This is a genomic window from Vibrio aquimaris (assembly GCF_009363415.1).
Taxonomy (GTDB): domain Bacteria; phylum Pseudomonadota; class Gammaproteobacteria; order Enterobacterales; family Vibrionaceae; genus Vibrio; species Vibrio aquimaris.
In genome coordinates this window covers 2,190,477-2,208,728 of sequence record NZ_CP045350.1, presented here as the reverse complement: position 1 = coordinate 2,208,728, position 18,252 = coordinate 2,190,477, and the positions used below count along the sequence as shown (strand labels likewise).

General features: G+C 43.5%; 15 protein-coding genes and 1 tRNA gene. 14 read left to right on the top strand and 2 right to left on the bottom strand.

Features of this window, described 5'->3' with window-relative positions:
* Window positions 1-128: 128 nt before the first annotated feature.
* The 11 genes from FIV01_RS10185 (at window position 129) to FIV01_RS10135 (ending at window position 13,073) form a co-directional block, all read left to right on the top strand.
* A complete protein-coding gene (locus FIV01_RS10185; RefSeq protein WP_152430901.1) occupies window positions 129-1,229 on the top strand; it encodes a response regulator in 1,101 nt (366 codons plus the stop codon).
* Between the two features lie 329 nt (window positions 1,230-1,558).
* Window positions 1,559-1,924: a YbaN family protein gene (locus FIV01_RS10175; protein ID WP_152431713.1), complete on the top strand. Its 366-nt coding sequence runs from the start codon at window positions 1,559-1,561 to the stop codon at window positions 1,922-1,924.
* Window positions 1,925-2,086: 162 nt separating this feature from the next.
* The gene (gene apt, locus FIV01_RS10170) at window positions 2,087-2,632 is read left to right on the top strand and encodes an adenine phosphoribosyltransferase (RefSeq protein ID WP_152430900.1); all 546 of its coding nucleotides are present in this window, start codon (window positions 2,087-2,089) and stop codon (window positions 2,630-2,632) included.
* Window positions 2,633-2,644: 12 nt separating this feature from the next.
* On the top strand, window positions 2,645-4,705 hold the full coding sequence (dnaX, locus tag FIV01_RS10165) for a DNA polymerase III subunit gamma/tau (protein ID WP_152430899.1): 2,061 nt from the start codon (window positions 2,645-2,647) through the stop codon (window positions 4,703-4,705).
* Between the two features lie 77 nt (window positions 4,706-4,782).
* Window positions 4,783-5,112: a YbaB/EbfC family nucleoid-associated protein gene (locus FIV01_RS10160; protein ID WP_152430898.1), complete on the top strand. Its 330-nt coding sequence runs from the start codon at window positions 4,783-4,785 to the stop codon at window positions 5,110-5,112.
* A 14-nt stretch (window positions 5,113-5,126) separates the two neighbouring features.
* Complete coding sequence (gene recR / locus FIV01_RS10155; RefSeq protein WP_152430897.1) at window positions 5,127-5,726, top strand: recombination mediator RecR; 600 nt, start codon at window positions 5,127-5,129, stop codon at window positions 5,724-5,726.
* Window positions 5,727-6,572: 846 nt separating this feature from the next.
* Entirely contained in the window at window positions 6,573-8,885 is a 2,313-nt protein-coding gene (locus FIV01_RS10150) for a methyl-accepting chemotaxis protein (protein WP_152430896.1), read from the top strand.
* A gap of 46 nt (window positions 8,886-8,931) precedes the next feature.
* On the top strand, window positions 8,932-11,286 hold the full coding sequence (locus FIV01_RS10145; protein WP_246210396.1) for an ATP-binding protein: 2,355 nt from the start codon (window positions 8,932-8,934) through the stop codon (window positions 11,284-11,286).
* A 329-nt stretch (window positions 11,287-11,615) separates the two neighbouring features.
* Entirely contained in the window at window positions 11,616-11,789 is a 174-nt protein-coding gene (locus FIV01_RS20610; protein WP_172971790.1) for a hypothetical protein, read from the top strand.
* Entirely contained in the window at window positions 11,752-12,696 is a 945-nt protein-coding gene (locus FIV01_RS10140; RefSeq protein WP_172971832.1) for a pesticin C-terminus-like muramidase, read from the top strand. Before FIV01_RS20610 ends, FIV01_RS10140 begins: the two co-directional genes overlap by 38 nt.
* Complete coding sequence (locus FIV01_RS10135; protein ID WP_152430894.1) at window positions 12,693-13,073, top strand: lysozyme inhibitor LprI family protein; 381 nt, start codon at window positions 12,693-12,695, stop codon at window positions 13,071-13,073. The genes FIV01_RS10140 and FIV01_RS10135 overlap by 4 nt, the downstream gene beginning before the upstream one ends.
* Before the next feature lie 102 nt (window positions 13,074-13,175).
* Here FIV01_RS10135 and folD read toward each other — a convergent pair whose 3' ends face one another.
* Complete coding sequence (gene folD, locus FIV01_RS10130; protein ID WP_114787193.1) at window positions 13,176-14,039, bottom strand: bifunctional methylenetetrahydrofolate dehydrogenase/methenyltetrahydrofolate cyclohydrolase FolD; 864 nt, start codon at window positions 14,037-14,039, stop codon at window positions 13,176-13,178.
* Between the two features lie 201 nt (window positions 14,040-14,240).
* Here folD and FIV01_RS10125 point away from each other — a divergent pair.
* Window positions 14,241-14,317 (top strand) — tRNA-Arg (locus tag FIV01_RS10125).
* A 64-nt stretch (window positions 14,318-14,381) separates the two neighbouring features.
* Here the strand turns inward: FIV01_RS10125 and FIV01_RS10120 are convergent.
* Window positions 14,382-15,443, bottom strand: a complete 1,062-nt coding sequence (locus FIV01_RS10120) for a GlxA family transcriptional regulator (protein ID WP_152430893.1) — start codon at window positions 15,441-15,443, stop codon at window positions 14,382-14,384.
* 205 nt (window positions 15,444-15,648) lie between these two features.
* Here FIV01_RS10120 and glyA point away from each other — a divergent pair, with 205 nt between their 5' ends.
* Window positions 15,649-16,902 (top strand): serine hydroxymethyltransferase, encoded by a 1,254-nt coding sequence (glyA, locus tag FIV01_RS10115; protein WP_152430892.1) that lies wholly within the window; start codon window positions 15,649-15,651, stop codon window positions 16,900-16,902.
* A 92-nt stretch (window positions 16,903-16,994) separates the two neighbouring features.
* A complete protein-coding gene (locus FIV01_RS10110; protein ID WP_152430891.1) occupies window positions 16,995-18,245 on the top strand; it encodes a sarcosine oxidase subunit beta family protein in 1,251 nt (416 codons plus the stop codon).
* The last annotated feature ends 7 nt before the right edge of the window (window positions 18,246-18,252 follow it).

Genomic DNA, 18,252 nt, shown 5'->3' with positions numbered 1-18,252 from the left:
GCGCGAAAAGTGGAAGATTTGTATAAATACACTTTCGCGGCTATTTTTAAATGAGTGTTTGAAACCGTTTACAATTACAAAAATAACACTAACAGTTGTACGTTTATAGTTGTGTGAGGCCAAGGTGTATGCATAAATCTTACGAAGTGGCGACAACGCCCTCAACCCAGCCGGCTTCTGGGACAAAGCTTATCATGATCGTTGACGACGATCCTGTGTTTCGAAAGCTTACTGGTGGCTTTATTGAAGCGCAAGGTCATGAGGTCGTGGAAGCAGAGAATGGACTAGAAGGTCTCAAAAAGCTCAGAGAAACTGAGCCAGATTTAATCTTGTGTGACCTCTCAATGCCTGTGCTCGACGGCATAGAGTTTGTTGAAGAAGTGAGTCTGGAGTACCCCTCTCTCCCGCTGATTGTTGTATCAGCAACTGATGAGATGGCTGATGTGGCGCAAGCGCTGCGCTTTGGCATCAAAGACTTCCTCCCCAAACCGATCACCAATCCAGATCATTTGGCCGGTGCCATAGAAAATACCTTGTATGACTCCGACAACCACTTGTGTGATCAGCGAGATTTTGCGAGTCAGTGGTTTAGAATTGACAGCGGGGATGTGCCAGAAGAGCAAGAATTGCATTGGCATTTAGAATATTTGCAGGATAACCCAAGTGCTGCCAAAGATTTGCTGCATGCTCTGTTGCCGGATAAAGACACAGCGCAAGGTGACTGGAAATGCAATTACCGTTTGTTGCAATCAACCGATGTCATGCCTTTAGTCTACGACTACGCGTGGCTGATGAATGGTCAGTTTGCTTTCTATATCGTTGATTCGGCCAGTGAAGGACAATATGGTGCTGCAACAACCTTACTGGTTAGAGCGTTATTCCATGATTACTTGCGTAATTTAAAGAGCTTTAATGCCGATTTGAAAGATATTGCCGATTTACTTGAAAAGGGTATGGAGTGCGCAGAGTGTGCCAGCCCCGTAAAAGCAATGTTTGGAATCGCTGATGTGTCTGAAGGAACCTTATCACTGCTACCAGCTGGCCTTGATGCTCAATGGTCAAATGGGTACTTCTCCCAACATATTGCAGCAGGAGCCAAACTTGGTGAACACTGTATTAAAAACTTTATAACGCCTGACTTGCCCATTCAGGCGGCGTGTCAGCTGACATTAGGCTGTTTGGGTTCAAGCAGCTTTAGTTTGGATATATTCCGTGGCGGTAGTGCTTAGCTCATAGAGTAACATTAAATAACCTTATGTTTTTACGGTGTTTGTTGTGACTTTTTTGAGTTATAGTCCGCCACACAAAAATGTTCCAATACGTTAACGAAAGATTAACGAAGGATAAAATACACAGTATTAACACAAGAGAAGCAATCCTATGGCAGACGAAAATTTTAAAGAGCCGTATAATATCTTTTATTTTTTGGGATTTATTGCGGTTCTCCTCATTCCCACCCTTCCTGCAACCCTTACTTGGATTCGAGTATTTAACGGATATGCAGGTTTTTAAACATTAACCGGAGCGCATCATAGATATTCGAAGATTGGGTTTAAATATTGTCGGTAGTGTGAGTTTAGTGCTCGGCTTTTTTGGAATTTTCTTGCCCCTGCTTCCGACAACACCGTTTGTTCTTCTCGCCAGCGCTTGTTTTATGCGCAGTAGTCCAAGGTTTCATCGTTGGTTACACGAACATAAAACCTTTGGCCCTATTCTCGATAACTGGCATCAGCACCGAGCGGTGACCAGCAAAATCAAAGTGCGTGGCGCCCTGTGCATGGTGGCCAGCTTTTCCTTTTCTATTTGGATTGTTTCTCAAGTCTGGTTAAAGCTTGCCCTTATGGTGATGCTGATGACTTTATTGACTTGGTTTATTCGTTTACCCGTGATTGATCACCTTGCTGATAGGCAAGAAAATCACTAAGATTGCATACACGTGTCCTGCTGCTTTAGCAGGTGATTATTGGTTGCATAGCGCGAATGAGTTTAGCGACATAGTTAAACGGCGTTCGCGTTTAAGCCTTTGCTGATGCTTGTTGTTAAATACTTTGTAGATAATAAGCTTAGCCAATCTAAGAAATGAATTATGACAACTGAAACCATTACCTTAATCAAATCAAGCATCAAAAGCATCCCCGATTATCCCAAACCTGGCATTGTATTCCGTGACGTGACAAGTCTAATGGAAAATGCGACTGCGTATAAGGCGGCGATTCAGGTGCTAGTCGAAAAGTACCAAGGTATGGGTTTTACCAAGGTTGTTGGCACTGAAGCTCGCGGTTTTTTGTTTGGTGCGCCTCTCGCTTTAGAGCTTGGTATTGGTTTTGTGCCTGTACGTAAACCCGGTAAGCTGCCGCGCCAAACGATCGCCCAATCTTACCAACTTGAATACGGCACGGATACGCTTGAAATTCATACCGATGCGATATCCGAAAGGGATAAGGTTTTGGTTGTCGACGACTTGCTTGCCACAGGTGGAACGATTGAGGCGACGACCAAACTTATTCGCCAGCTCGGTGGTGAGGTTGAACACGCTGCGTTTGTTATCAATCTGCCAGAAATCGGTGGAGATGCACGTCTCGAGAAACTTGGCGTCAAGGTCTACAGTATTTGTGAGTTTGATGGCCACTAATTGGATACAGTCATGAGTTATTTAGCACTGGCTAGAAAATGGCGGCCTGCACAATTTAATCAAGTGGTCGGCCAAAGCCATGTTCTGACCGCGTTGGAAAATGCACTGGCGAATAATCGGCTCCATCATGCTTATCTATTCAGCGGAACTCGCGGAGTCGGAAAGACCACCATAGGTCGTCTATTTGCCAAAGGATTAAACTGCGAGACAGGTATAACAGCCACGCCTTGTGGTCAGTGCGATACCTGCCAAGAAATCGATCAAGGGCGCTTTGTTGATTTATTAGAAATTGACGCAGCGTCAAGAACCAAGGTCGAAGATACCAGAGAGCTGCTGGATAATGTGCAGTACAAGCCAGCCCGAGGTCGCTTTAAAGTTTATCTTATCGATGAAGTGCATATGCTCTCAAGACATAGTTTTAATGCTTTGCTTAAAACCTTGGAAGAGCCGCCAGAATATGTAAAGTTTCTTCTTGCCACCACTGATCCACAAAAGTTACCTGTCACCATATTATCGCGTTGCTTGCAGTTCCACTTAAAGCCTATCAGTGTTGATAATATCCATCAGCAACTCGATTATATTTTACAGCAAGAGAAGGTGTCCTCTCAGCCCCGAGCTTTGGGTATGATTGCTCATGCTGCCGATGGCAGTATGCGTGATGCTTTAAGTTTGACCGATCAGGCGATTGCTTTGGGTAATGGCCAAGTGGTGACGGACAGCGTTGCTCATATGCTGGGAACCTTAGATACGGACCGGGCATTACATTTACTTGAAGCCATTGGTTCACAGCAGCCGCAAACGGCGATGGATTGTCTTGCAGGTCTAGCTCAAAACGGCGTTGACTGGGATGGTTTACTCTCCCAGCTTTCTGCTCAGCTGCACCGCCTTGCTATGTATCAAGCGCTTCCTGAAACGCTTGATAAATCCTTACCCGATGCCGAAAAAGTGGTGTTGTTAAGTCGAGTGCTTTCGCCGCAAGATATCCAGCTTTATTATCAAATTGCGCTGAAAGGGCGGCAAGACTTAGCACTTGCTCCATCTGAGCAAATCGGTGTTGAGATGGTCGTGCTACGAATGATGGCATTTCGCCCCGTGGCTCAGCCTCAAGCGAATGTGATCACCAATCAGGTTATTCAGCCAGAGCCTGCACCCTCAATGAGTGTGCCACCAGCTCCTATTCAGAGTGCAGCGATGCCAGAAACTCAGCCTGCGCAACCACCACCTGTGCCTAAACAGCCAACTGTACCTGAACAACCACCACAAATGGACACGGAGCCTGCTCAGGCTCAGATGCCAGAGACTCCGGAGCAACAAGCCAATGCTCACATGCAGGAGCAGCCTCAATCACCGGTATCTCCTGTAAGAGGTCTAAGACACCAGCTTCGTTCTCAACGCACTGGGAAGAGTCAGGCTAGCACGCCAAAAAAGACTAATGCGACATCTGCTAAACCATCATCGGTTCTTGATCGCGTTGCACAGCGCAATATGGGAACTATGCAGGTGTCGCCAGTGTCCAACTCAGTGGATGTAGCAACACCTGAACCTGAAGATGATAAATCAGAGCCTTATCAATGGCGTCCAACGCTGCCGCAAGAAAAACCAGTAGCGCAAAATCATGCACTCACGCCTTCTCAAATAAAGAAAGCGCTAAAGCATGAAAAAACGCCGGATATGGCGAAAAAGCTCACTCAAGAGTGTTTGCAGGAAAGTCATTGGGCTCGTTTGATTAAACAGCTGGATGTGGCAAAAATGACCCAGCAGCTTGCGCTTAATTCACATTATGAGCAGCGAGAGGGTTTTATTGTGCTCACGCTTCGCAGCGAGCAAGCTCATCTTAATAGTGATAGAGCTCGTCATGAACTTATCACTGCGCTTAACTCAGTGTTAGGAGAGCAATTCGAGCTAAGTGTTGAGGTTGGTGAGTCTGGTGAAACTCCCTTAGAGTTGAGAGAGAAACTCTATCAGACAAAGCTACAGCAGGCGTTTACCAGCCTTGAAAATGACAGCAATGTTCAGTTTATTGAGCAGCGATTTGCTGCTGAGCTAGACAGTGATAGTGTCAGGCCTATATGAATTAAATTTGGGGTTGAAAAAACAGACTTTAACCTCAATCTATTAACGAAACTAGCTAGACAACCAGAGAGAAAAACATGTTTGGTAAAGGCGGAATGGGTAACTTAATGAAGCAAGCCCAGCAAATGCAAGAGCGTATGCAAAAGCTTCAAGAAGAAATTGCGAATATGGAAATAACAGGCGAGTCTGGTGCTGGCTTAGTAAAAGTGACCATCACCGGAAGCCACAGCGTTCGTAAAGTAGAGATCGACGAAAGCTTGATGGAAGATGACAAAGAAATGCTTGAAGACTTGATTGCTGCTGCATTTAATGATGCGTCACGCCGCGTTGAAGAAACACAAAAAGAAAAAATGGAATCAGTGACTGGGGGGATGCAACTTCCACCTGGCATGAAAATGCCTTTCTAACAAAGGGCTAGCGAATGCGCACCAGTCATATGCTGGAGCAATTGATGGAGGCCTTACGTTGTCTGCCTGGGGTTGGCCCCAAGTCAGCACAGCGTATGGCCTTTCATTTGTTACAGCGCGATAGAAAAGGCGGCTTACAGTTGGCTGATTCACTCAGCCAAGCGATGACAGAAATAGGTCATTGCAATGAGTGCCGCACTTTTACTGAACAAGAAACGTGTCACATCTGCACCAACCCCAAACGTCAGGAAAATGGTCAAATCTGCGTGGTTGAAAGCCCTGCTGACATTGCTGCGGTGGAATCAACTGGCCAATATTCAGGTCGATACTTTGTGCTTATGGGGCACCTATCGCCTTTAGATGGCATTGGCCCAAGTGATATTGGTCTTGACGTGCTCGATTACCGTCTCCGTCGCGGGGATCTGACAGAGGTTATTTTGGCCACAAACCCGACCGTTGAGGGTGAAGCGACTGCTAACTATATTGCAGAGCTTTGCCGCGAGCATAAGGTGCAGGCCAGCCGGATTGCACACGGTGTGCCTGTCGGAGGTGAGCTTGAGCTTGTTGATGGCACCACACTTTCCCACTCATTACTTGGCCGGCAAAAACTATAATTGCTAGACAATACCACTCGGCTGAGTGAATGTTGCTTGGACAAATGCTGACCATTATCCTGCAATGAATCAGAACTGTGATAAAAAGGGCCTAAGGTGACACCTTGGGTCTTTTTTATTTACGAAAATAGAGTGCCATTGTTCAGCACAACTTTTATAAACAATTTTTCATAGTTCCGCTTTAACTTTTCGTACCGAGTTGTGACACTTCTTAACCTTGAGGAGAGCAATTTCAACTAAATGACGATATAGAGATAGACACCAGTCAGTATCATCATTAATTTGTTTACTATTACTTTTTCTGGGTATCACTGGCTTCACATTATACCGTTTAATTAAGTCTTCAAATTGTTTATGATTTCAGACAGGCTAGTGGTTCAGTAGCACTGAATTCCGGGCACACAATACATCACATCTCCTTTCCAGTTCTTAACTCTTTCCCTATGTAGCTACATTAACTCTGCTCGTTCGTCAGGAGAGAGCCCTGCATCGGACTTCTCAGCATCAAATTTCGCTGGCGTGTGGTAAAGAAGTTTTTCTATAACACCCCAAGATGCAGCTACCCTTGTTCAGTGATCAACGTCACCGCTTCTCGCCGAAATTCATCGGTATAACTTTTATTTTTCGTTCTGTTATAGCCGTCTCAATAGTAGGAATATATTCCTCTATCAAAGTGTCCTGTTGGATTAAAGCAGATCATACATGGGACATGTGAAATTGGACGACACGCTATAGGCAAAACGTATTTGCAAAAATACCACTAATGACACTATTGTTATTAATGCAATCCGATGCATTCTAGCTGCACTCGGTAGAAGGAAAATAGCGGAGCAAGGATCGACCAAAATGAAAATTGCCACAAAAATAGTCATAGCTTCTGCACTTATGTGTAGTTTAGCCATCACCTCAGCTGGAGTATTTATTGGTTGGGAATCTGCATCACTGGCAGAGGAAGCACTATACAAGCGCTCCTTAAACCAACTTACCTCCGTAAGAGAAATTAAAAAAAACGAAGTCGAAAACTACTTTATGACCATAAAAGGTCAGTTAACTTCAATGGCCAGTTCATATGGTACACAACAGGCCATGCTTGAGTTTTCTTCAGCCTTTTCACTATACCCTACAGAGCAAGTTACCGCTCAAGATATAGAGAAATTAAAACGGTATTACACATCCAGTTTTGCACCCACCTACAAGTCATCAAATGGTGGAAACCCAGCAAACGAATTAGAGAAACTTAAAGCACTTTCTTCAAAAGCAACCGGGCTACAAGCAAGATATATCGGTGCTAATCAAAATCCTCTTGGAGAAAAGCACTTATTAGACGCAGACTCACTAGACACCGAATATGACAGAGTACATAAGATACACCACCCTAGCCTCAGAAGATTTTTACAAGAATTTGGTTATTACGATATTTTCTTGGTTGATGTAAATGGTAATGTGGTTTACTCCGTATTCAAAGAACTCGATTACGCAACTAACTTAGTATCTGGTCCTTATTCAGGTACTGGACTAGCAAAAGCCTTTAAGCAAGCTAATAATCAAAGTGAGTCACAATATTATCTTGAAGATTTTGCGCCTTATTTCCCTTCTTATGAAGCACCAGCTTCATTCATGGCAAGTCCTATTGTTATCGATGGAAAAAATGAAGGTGTGATCATATTCCAAATGCCCATCGATAAAATAAATAGCATCATGACTTTTGACGGAAATTGGAGCAATGCGGGACTCGGAGCCTCTGGGGAGAGTTATCTTGCTGGACCTGACATGCTACTACGAAGCGAGTCTAGATTTTTGCTGGAATCTCCCGAGGAGTACTTTGAAACTCTGAAAAATGTAAATATTTCAACCGAAACTATCGAACAAATAAAAGGCAAATCATCCGCTATCGGCCAGCAAGCTGTGGCCACAGACAGTGTCAAAGCGGCTTTGAAAGGTGACAGTGGTTCAGATCTTATCGAAGACTATCGTGGGGTTGAAGTGTTATCGACCTACTCACCCATTGATGCCGCAGGGTTAAAATGGGCAATCGTAACAGAAATCGATAAAAGTGAAGCGTTAGAGGATTTAACTACGCTGATACGATCTAATGTCATAGCGGTCACAATTATAATCGCCATCGGTGCGATATGTGCAGTTATCATCTCCTTTTTTGTCGGTAACGGTATTGCAAAACCCATTAAAGCCGCGAGTGAGAAAATTCAACTGATCAGTAAAAACAATGATCTAACCGCAAGACTAAACGCCGAAGGCAAAGATGAAATGGGCGATCTTGCGAAGGCCCTAAACGAGCTGTTTTCACAACTACAAAGCATAATCGTTACGTTTGCCGAAACCGCAGATAACCTCAATGTGAATACAAAAAACATGTCGGATAGTATGAATACGACAAGGATATCAGTTGAGGAGCAAAGTCAAAGAGCTGAATCTGTAGCGACTGCCGTTAACCAAATGAGTGCCTCGATTAGCGAGGTAGCGAGTTTTGCAGCAAGAGCAGCTGAATTTGTCAAAGACGGTAATGAAACAGGTAACAAAGCTTCAAATGTAGGAAGAAATTTGGGGGCAGAGATTGCACGTCTTAATACGGAAATGCAAACAGCCGTAGAAGCAATCGGTCGACTCCACACTGAAAGCAAGTCGATTGCCGAAGTGCTGGATGTTATTCAAGGAATAGCAGAGCAAACCAACCTACTTGCACTCAACGCTGCCATCGAAGCGGCCCGTGCAGGTGAGCAAGGCAGAGGGTTTGCTGTCGTTGCAGATGAAGTACGCTCGTTAGCAGGAAGAACGCAAACATCCACAGAAGAAATTAGAGAGAAAATCGAGTCACTACAAAGAGAAACTGATAGCGTTTCATCATGCATAGGATCGGCCGATAAATCAGTCTCAACAGGTGTTGAAACATGTGATGCCAATACCAAAATGCTTGAGCAAATCGTTAATATGCTGAATGATTTAAATGAAATGAATATCCAGATAGCAGCGGCAACAGAAGAACAACAAGCAGTAACCAATGATATAAGCAGCAGTATTACTTCTATTGCGGATTCGTCGTCTGAAGTCTCTCAACAAGTGATCGATGTGGACAACGTTCTTAAGAATTTGTCCTCTCAGTCAGAGCAACTAAATGTCGAAATTTCAAAATTTAACTACTAGGCTGAAGTTATACAACTAGAAAAACTAGCTTTCGCGGTGACGTTTTATGGACAGCAAAATAGGGGCAATTCTTGCTATGAATGGCGATGAGCCTTCTCTAATCTGGTTAATTGTCTGCACCTGCGTTGCTTTTTTTATGCAAGTGGGATTCACACTGGTTGAAACAGGCAGCGTACGAGCAAAAAATTCCGTTAATGTCGCCATGAAAAACTTGGCTGACTTTGTTGTTGTATCTTTTGTGTATCTATTTTTGGGGTTCCATCTTGCCAACGGCAGCTCGTTTTTTTCGCTTGAAACCTTTCCGTTAACAACCGAATACTATGGCATGGTGATGTTTAGTATTATGTTCGTCACTACCGCTGCGACCATTGTGTCTGGTTGTGTTGCTGAAAGAATGAGTTTTCGTGGATATCTATATGCTTCGGCATTCATCGGTATTCTGACATACCCTGTGGTAAGTTATTGGACATGGAACCCTAACTCTTGGCTTGCTTTGTTAGGTTTCCACGATTTTGCTGGTGGGGCGGCCGTACATATCGTAGGAGGACTCTTTGGACTCATTGGCACCATAATGATTGGCCCTCGGTATGACAGATTTTCGGAAACAAATGAAGATGTAGAAATTCCATCCTATAATCATACGCTTGTCACTATAGGCGTCTTTATGATGGTGTTTGGCTGGCTAGGGTTTAATGGTGGAAGCTTTTACGAATTCAACAACGATGTCCCAAAAGTGTTACTCAATACTCTACTGGGAGGAGTGACTTCTGGATTTTTTGCACTACTATTTCTTCAGCATAAGCCTCATATCCCGGTTTTTCTGATACTTAACTGTATCCTCGGTGGCCTAGTTATCGTGACAGCTGGAGCAGATGTTCTCAATACTGACCAAGTCGTTGTACTTGGAGCAATTGCTGCGTTAACCATTTTCTATGGCGAAAAATTACTCATTTATTTTAAGATTGACGATCCTGTAGGCGCCGTTCCCGTCCATCTATTCTGCGGTATATTAGGGGTGTTATTTACTGGCTATGCTGTGAACAGCCACAGCAGTGGCTGGCCAATGGATATAGGGATTCAGTTACTAGGAATTATTGCTATAGCCGCTTGGGTAGCTGTAAATTCTTATGTGTTATTTCTTTTTCTAAAGTTCTTAGACTTGCACAGAGTGTCACTCGACGAAGAAAAAATGGGCTTAAATGTGGCAGAACATGGCGTTAAAATGAGCTGGCTTGAAACGGTGAAATCTATTGAAGAGATAAGCACTAGTGGGGACTACACCAAAAGGGCGCCGATCGAATGTGGTACCGAAGCCGGCGATGTTGCTCTCGCATTTAATTACTTAATGGGGGATTTGGAAAAAAACATTGAGGCATTACACCATATAGCAAAAGGAAACCTCGATGATGTTGTTGTCTTCCCGAGAAGTGATAAGGACATTTTGGCAAGATCATTGCAGTCTATGCTTGTTAGTTTACGGTCGTTACTTGCAGAAGTAGAAGACGAAATCATCACTCAAAACGAGCAGCTTCAATCTAACGAAAACTCTATTAAAACTCTGATTGAAAACTTCAAACAGACTCAAGACCAGTTAATGGAAGCTGAGAAAATGTCTGCACTAACAGGTATGGTGGTTGGCGTTGCCCACGAGCTTAATACTCCTCTGGGTATTTCAGTCACCAGCCTCTCTTTACTGCGTGAGCAATTCTCAGGGCTTGAGAAAAAATTTACCGATCAAACCATTACAACCACAGATCTTACCCAATTTCTCAACATTTCTAATGACTGCATCAAAATGATTTCAGACAATATTGAACGTTCTGTCACTTTGGTCAACAAGCTTAAGCAAGTGGATAAAAAGATGTCTCTAGAGCAGCCTGCAAATATTAATATCAGGATATTGCTTGAAGAGTCAGTGATGTTATTGAAAGATGTCCTTGCGCAACAGGATATTGCGGTTGAGATCCATTGCGATGATACCCTTGAGTTGTTCGTGCCTAAGATGTCTCTTCAATATGTCATCGAAGAATTACTTAACAATTGTGCCCTACATGGCTTTCAAAATAGACATCAAGAGAAAAGCAATTCCATCACCATTAAAGCTCAATCAGTAAATAGTCATGTTGAGATAATCATTGAAGACAATGGGGTGGGTATAAGTCCAGATAGTCTTAAAAAAGTATTCCAACCTTTTTACACCACTCTTAGAGCACGCGGTGGAACAGGTCTTGGTATGCATATGGTTTACAATATTTGTACCCGTAAGCTATCAGGAAATATAAATGTTAAGAGTGAAATAGGAAAAGGGACCCAATTCACCATTACTATAAATAAGCACGTTGATAAATCACCTCACGACGTGAGTGAAGAGAGTGCATCAGAGCCTCCTCAAATAGGTTAATTTATTTCAAATGTGAGCTTATATCTCATAGGAGGATGTTTTCGCTTAGACATACTACTCACATATCTATGCATATTATTCTAATAAAAACCATGCGAGTATGTAAGACGGCTTTCGAAGTAACTTTTTCTGGCTAACTGATAATTGTCCAAAACTAACCCAGCACATAACCTTCCCATTGCCAATTAAAATAAACCCCAACTGTTATTTCGAGCGTTTTAATAGTTAAAATAACCATTTTCTTGGTGAATATGTCAGAGTAGCGAGCAGGGTACGATAAGGAACTCAAACTCTTGGTATCATGTTTTTATTTATGTGATTAGATTCTTATGCGATATCAATCTTCCCCTTTTATTCCACAAGAAAGACAAGAAACCACAAGAGAAAGAGCAGAGCGTCAACGGCAAGAGCGCAGAGCTGAGTTAACCTATACCGCAAGCGATGAGAAGCGATGGGCTGAAAATCGTGAACGGGTTTTCAGAGAGCGCCAACAAGCCGCTTAATGAACTAGCGGCCGGTAAATTTAACGCTCTTAAAAAAGGCTCCGCAAATACTGAAGAGATCAAAAAAGTCCAACAGGCTTTGATTGACTGTGGCTTTGACTTGGGGTCATTCGGTGTAGATGGCGATTTTGGCCGCGCGACAGAAGGCGCCGTTAAACAGTTTCAAACCCACTATAAACCCACACATACCACGCATAACAGTTACCAATTTGGTGATGTTGATGGGGTTGTAGACAAAAATACCATTCTTGCTTTAGATGAGGCGGTTAAAGAAGGTTGGAAGTTTGTTGATGATGAGATGGACGAAAAGTGGCTAACAGTGCCCAAGGGACAGGTGACTTTTAACGCAGAAGGTAATGATGCAGAAAGTTCAAATTACTTCTCAAGAAAAATTCATTGGCCAGGAAATAGCAATTCAGGTGTGACAATAGGTAGGGGGTATGATTGTGGTAATAGGAGTCAGGAAGCAGTTCTAGCAGATTTAACGAATGCTGGAGTTTTTCCTGATATAGCAAAACTGATATCAGAAAGTGCGGGATTAAAAGGAGAGAACGCCAGTCAGTTTGTAAATAAAAATATAAATAAAATAGATGCAATTACAAGAAAAGACCAACATAACCTTTTTGTATCTATCTATCCAGAGTATGAAGATAGGGCTAAGAATAACTACCAGAAATGGACAGAGAATAAAGAAAGTAGGGTGAATTGGTTAGAACTTGATAGTAAGATCAGAGATATTCTGGTGGACTTCGTATATCAAGGGTTTACAAAAGGCCCTAAACCAATGACAAAAGGTATGTTAAATGATAGACAAGTCCTTATTGATTATATTGAAGGAAGCTCAGTGTTGAACTCTTATGAACCAGGAAGACAAAGAGCAAATTACTTGAGAGGACAGGGTGAGTGAATACAAAAATTATAATTTCTACTCTTATTTTTCTTTTTTCAAGCGTATCGGTATCTGCTTGCACTAATTTAAGTTCATCGAGCGAGCTTTTAAGCTGTAAAAAAGAAGTTGAGGCTACATCTAGAGCTAAAATGCAAAAGGCGTATTTGAATTTGGATAAATATTTATCTGGTGCTGATGAATATCAAAAAAAGATTAAACTGTCTCAAGAATCATGGGCTAAAGCAGCTACTCAAAATTGCGATGTTTATTCCTACTTTGCGGAAGAGGGCTCAATGGCACATGATATTGCTATAAGCGAATGTATGGCAAGTGAGTACAAGAGTAGAGAAGAATTTATCATTTCCTTGTCTGATGTGGTAGAGCAATTTTTTTAGCCAGTTGAGGCCAAACATAAAAAATCCCCATCAACATAGCTGATGGGGATTATTAACTTATCGTAACAAGCTTCATCACCTTTAAACGATGAGCTTCACTCGTTACTTTTTCTTGGTGTGGAACTGCTCGCAAGCAAGCATGGTGTTCTCTATCAGGCTCGCAACTGTCATAGGGCCGACGCCGCCAGGGACTGGGGTAATAAAGCTTGCTCGCTCTTTGGCGTTGTCATAATCCACATCACCAATTAACTTGCCCGAATCTAAGCGATTGATGCCCACATCAATGACCACGGCACCTTCTTTAATCCATTGACCCGGAATAAAGTTAGGCTTGCCTACTGCCACGACCACAATGTCTGCTTGTCGAACATGGCTTTCAAGATCTTTAGTGAATCTGTGGCATGTGGTTGTGGTGCAGCCAGCAAGCAATAACTCAAGTGTCATTGGGCGGCCGACAATATTGGAAGCACCGACAACAACCGCGTGTAGGCCACGTAAATTAATGTTGTAGCGATCAAGTAATGTGATGATCCCTTTTGGTGTACATGAGCGTAACTTAGGAATTCTCTGAGCTAGGCGGCCGACATTATAGGGGTGAAATCCATCGACATCTTTTTCAGGGTGAATACGCTCAAGAACATGAGTAGCATCAATACCAGCCGGTAAGGGCAGTTGGACAAGGATACCGTCTATTTGATCATCATTGTTAAGTTCATCAACCAGAGCCAGCAGCTCTTGCTCGGTTGCCGTTGTGGGGAGATCATATGACTTGGATACAAAGCCCACCTCCTCACAAGCGCGGCGCTTACTCCCAACATATACTTGTGATGCAGGGTCTTCACCAACCAGTATTACCGCGAGTCCAGGTGCTCTTAAGCCTGCATTAAGGCGTGCTTTTACGCGCGCAGCGACTTCTGAACGGACAGTTTGAGAAATAAGAGTTCCATCAATATTTTGAGCGGTCATGACGTTCCTTTAAAACAGAATGGCTATTTTGCTGGGCGCATTGTCGCAAATTATCCAACGAACATCCATAGGCAAACGTTTGCTTTGGGGTGTTTTTAATCAAAACTCAACCTGGTGGGCTTTTTTTAGTCATTCAGTTCATAATGTTACGAAAAGGTCTTGTGTTAAGACGCTGAACTCGTATAATCCTTTCCCTGTAGCGCGCCCTTAGCTCAGTTGGATAGAGCACGTGCCTTCTAAGCATGTGGTCGCAGGTTCGAATCCTGCAGGGCGTGCCATTTATTTAGAAAACCCCAGCATCACCTGATGTTGGGGTTTTTGCTTTTTGGGTCTCAAATAATCCTAACTGACATGCATTTTCTCTCTCATCACGCTAGGCGATAGGGAAAAAAACTCTTTAAAACATCGACTAAAATGGGTGGTTGAAGAAAAGCCTGTCGATGCGGCTATGGTTGAGATGGAGTCTTCCGATTGGAGCAATAATTGCCTTGCATAGGTTAATCTCAGTTCTAAATAGTACTTAGAGGGCGAGGTTTGAATATGCGTCTGAAACAGTCTTTCTAATTTTCTGCGCGATATCTTGAGGTAACGGGCTATGTCTTCGACATGGAGCGGCTCGTCAAGATTACTGACCATTAATAGATTGGCTTCTTTGACAATCGCTGGTGTAGAGCCTGGTAGGCAAGTGTGAAGCTGTGGCGTTGAATTTTGGGGAATGGAACGGTCACAAGAAAGGATTTCTCGCACCGCATTAGAATTGGGCTGGCTGGTTATTTTTTGCACTAGCGCTAACATCATATCGAGAGTGCTACTTGCTCCAGAAGAAGTGAAGATGTTTTCGTGTTCAACGTAGGAGCTTGATGATAAAACGCTACGAGGAAACCTTTCTTTTGCATAGGCATGATTGTCTGGATGAAGGGCATAGTGGTTTCCATCAAGAACGCCTGCATGGGCAAGAAAAATAGCCCCATTCCAAATCCCCCCTAGAATGGTGCTGCACTTACTACTTAATGCAATCAGCTTTGACAACTGAGGGTGTTCATTCAGGCTAGTTCGATAACCTCCGCAAACGATCACAGCATCGATATCTTGTAATGCCTTTACTTCGTCTAATGAGTGATCAGGCGTAAGGCCAATACCAAGATCGCTGAGCACCTCGCCATTGCCTAATCCAACCGTAGCAAAGGTGAATCGCGCCGAGCCTTCCACCAAATTTGACGTCACTAAACAATCGACCGCACAAGTAAATGACATTAGGGAAAAATGCTCAAGCACAACAAATAGCACTGAGGTTTGTTTACATATGGTTTTTTCTTTCGCGATAAAACATTGGTTGGTATCTCTCATTGGAGCTGAGAATTTTCTTATTATTTTCATCACCATGCCTTGAGGTTTGAGTGCCATGGCAGTGTCTCAGGTAAGCGACTTGTTACAAGTATTCTCAATATAAATTTATTACCCACATCACATTATTTTCAATATCCAACGCAATGATTCGGTGATTTGTCGCAAAAGCAACAGTTGTTGACGCACACAGTCGGTCATGGAACAGGGATGCAGGATATTTTGTTAACACTATTGTTACATTAATGTGCTAAAGGAGAGACGTGTGTTCTACCAAAATGACACCATTGAAGGATTTGATGATGAATTGCTTAGTGCTATTAACAGTGAAGATACCCGTCAGCAAGAGCATATCGAATTAATTGCCTCTGAAAACTACACCAGCAAGAGAGTGATGCAAGCGCAGGGAACACAGTTGACCAATAAGTATGCAGAAGGCTATCCAGCTAAGCGATACTATGGGGGGTGTGAACATGTAGACACTATCGAGCGGCTTGCTATTTCACGCGCAAAGAGCTTGTTTGGCGCCGATTATGCGAATGTGCAGCCTCATTCTGGTTCACAAGCGAATGCTGCCGTTTTCATGGCTTTGCTCAACCCTGGCGATACGGTTTTGGGAATGAGCCTTGCCCATGGTGGTCATCTAACTCATGGCGCTAAAGTCAGCTTTTCAGGAAAAATCTATCATTCTGTTCAGTACGGTTTAAATGAGGCCACTGGTGAAATCGATTACGATCAAGTCGAGGAACTGGCCAAGCAACATCAACCAAAAATGATCATTGCTGGCTTTTCTGCCTATTCTCGTGTGGTTGATTGGCAAAAGTTTAGAGATATCGCTGACTCGATTAATGCCTATTTGTTTGTAGATATGGCACATGTCGCGGGACTGGTTGCCTCTGGTCATTATCCAAACCCACTTCCTTATGCGGACGTTGTCACGACCACAACCCATAAAACACTTAGGGGACCACGAGGTGGCCTTATCCTCGCCAAATCCAATCAAGAGCTAGAGAAAAAACTAGACTCAGCGGTTTTCCCTGCTGGTCAAGGTGGACCACTCATGCATGTTATTGCGGCTAAAGCTGTAGCATTTAAAGAGGCCTCATTAGCAGAATTTACTGAGTATCAAGCTCAGGTTGTGAAAAATGCCCAAGTGATGGCAAAAGGGTTCATTGAACGTGGCTATGAGGTCGTCTCTGGCGGAACGGATAATCATCTGTTTTTAGTCAGCCTTATAAAGCAGGGAATCACGGGAAAAGATGCGGATCTGGCCTTGGGTAAAGCTTGCATCACGGTCAATAAAAACTCTGTGCCTAATGATCCGAGATCACCTTTTGTCACCAGTGGACTTCGAATTGGTACACCCGCTATCACCACTAGGGGCTTTAAAGAAACCGAGTCAGCCAAGCTTACCGATTGGATTTGCGACATTTTAGATGACTTAGACAATGAAGAGAAAATCAAGTCTGTGCAAGCCAAGGTAGCTGCATTGTGCGCAGAGTTTCCCGTTTATCGATGATCTCAGCCAATAGGCGCTTAACAATACTCAATTAAAAATCGATGCGCCTATGACAAGACGCTTGGACTTTAACGTTTTTTGGAAGGTAAACAATGAAGGATTACTCAGGGTTTGGTCTATTTAAGCATGCCTTAACCTATCACGAAAACTGGCAGCGAATTTGGCGAAATCCCACACCCAAGAAGCAATATGACGTAGTCATTATAGGTGGTGGCGGACACGGCCTAGCCACTGCCTATTATCTGGCGAAAGAGCATGGTATTACCAATATTGCTGTGGTTGAAAAAGGCTATCTAGGTGGTGGCAATACTGCGAGAAACACCACCATAGTGCGCTCCAATTACTTGTGGGATGAGGCTGCTCATCTCTACGAGCACTCAATGAAATTGTGGGAAGGTTTGTCTCAAGAGCTCAATTATAACCTCATGTTTAGCCAAAGAGGTGTGTTAAACCTCGGCCACACATTACAAGACATGAGGGATATAGAAAGGCGAGTGAATGCGAATCGGCTCAATGGTATAGATAGCGAGGTATTGAGCACCAAAGAAGTGCAAGACTTAGTGCCAATACTAAATTGCTCGCCAACTGCGAGGTATCCGGTGTTGGGAGCAAGCTGGCAACCGCGCGGTGGGACTGCCCGTCATGACGCAGTGGCTTGGGGTTATGCGCGAGCAGCCGATAAGCTGGGTGTTGATCTTATTCAGCAAAATGAAGTGACTGGCATTCGAGTAGAAAAGGACTCAGTGGTTGGCGTCGAGACCAAGAAGGGCTTTATTGGTGCAAGTAAAGTGGCTTGTGTTGCCTCAGGTAACTCTGGTGAGCTAGCCAAGATGGTCAATATGAGTCTGCCATTAGAATCTCATCCGCTACAAGCTATGGTTTCTGAGCCTTTAAAACCCTGTCTAGATACCGTGGTGATGTCCAACCATGTCCACGGATACATGAGCCAATCTGATAAAGGTGATTTGGTGATTGGAGCCGGTATTGATGGCTACCTTGGCTATGGACAAAGAGGCTCTTTTCCAGTCATTGAACATACCATAGCAGCCATTATTGAGATGTTTCCCATCGTTAGTCGAGTCAGGCTTAATCGCCATTGGGGAGGCATTGTTGATACCACGCCTGATGCTTGCCCAATCATCAGTAAAACCCAAATTAAAGGTTTGTATTTTAACTGTGGCTGGGGAACAGGAGGCTTTAAAGCAACACCAGGATCTGGTCATGTATTTGCGCACACCATTGCTAACGATCACCCACACCCTCTCGCTGATGCCTTTAACCTCAATCGATTTGTGACTGGGCATTTAATTGATGAGCACGGCGCAGCCGGCGTTGCACACTAGTTCTAGG

Excerpts from the sequence above, each read along its gene's own strand:
- recR (WP_152430897.1), top strand. The coding sequence starts at position 5,127 with ATGCGCACCAGTCATATGCTGGAGCAATTGATGGAGGCCTTACGTTGT.
- FIV01_RS10150 (WP_152430896.1), top strand. The coding sequence starts at position 6,573 with ATGAAAATTGCCACAAAAATAGTCATAGCTTCTGCACTTATGTGTAGT.
- folD (WP_114787193.1), bottom strand. The coding sequence starts at position 14,039 with ATGACCGCTCAAAATATTGATGGAACTCTTATTTCTCAAACTGTCCGT.
- FIV01_RS10160 (WP_152430898.1), top strand. The coding sequence starts at position 4,783 with ATGTTTGGTAAAGGCGGAATGGGTAACTTAATGAAGCAAGCCCAGCAA.
- dnaX (WP_152430899.1), top strand. The coding sequence starts at position 2,645 with ATGAGTTATTTAGCACTGGCTAGAAAATGGCGGCCTGCACAATTTAAT.
- FIV01_RS20610 (WP_172971790.1), top strand. The coding sequence starts at position 11,616 with ATGCGATATCAATCTTCCCCTTTTATTCCACAAGAAAGACAAGAAACC.
- apt (WP_152430900.1), top strand. The coding sequence starts at position 2,087 with ATGACAACTGAAACCATTACCTTAATCAAATCAAGCATCAAAAGCATC.
- FIV01_RS10145 (WP_246210396.1), top strand. The coding sequence starts at position 8,932 with ATGGACAGCAAAATAGGGGCAATTCTTGCTATGAATGGCGATGAGCCT.
- FIV01_RS10110 (WP_152430891.1), top strand. The coding sequence starts at position 16,995 with ATGAAGGATTACTCAGGGTTTGGTCTATTTAAGCATGCCTTAACCTAT.
- FIV01_RS10120 (WP_152430893.1), bottom strand. The coding sequence starts at position 15,443 with ATGGCACTCAAACCTCAAGGCATGGTGATGAAAATAATAAGAAAATTC.
- FIV01_RS10185 (WP_152430901.1), top strand. The coding sequence starts at position 129 with ATGCATAAATCTTACGAAGTGGCGACAACGCCCTCAACCCAGCCGGCT.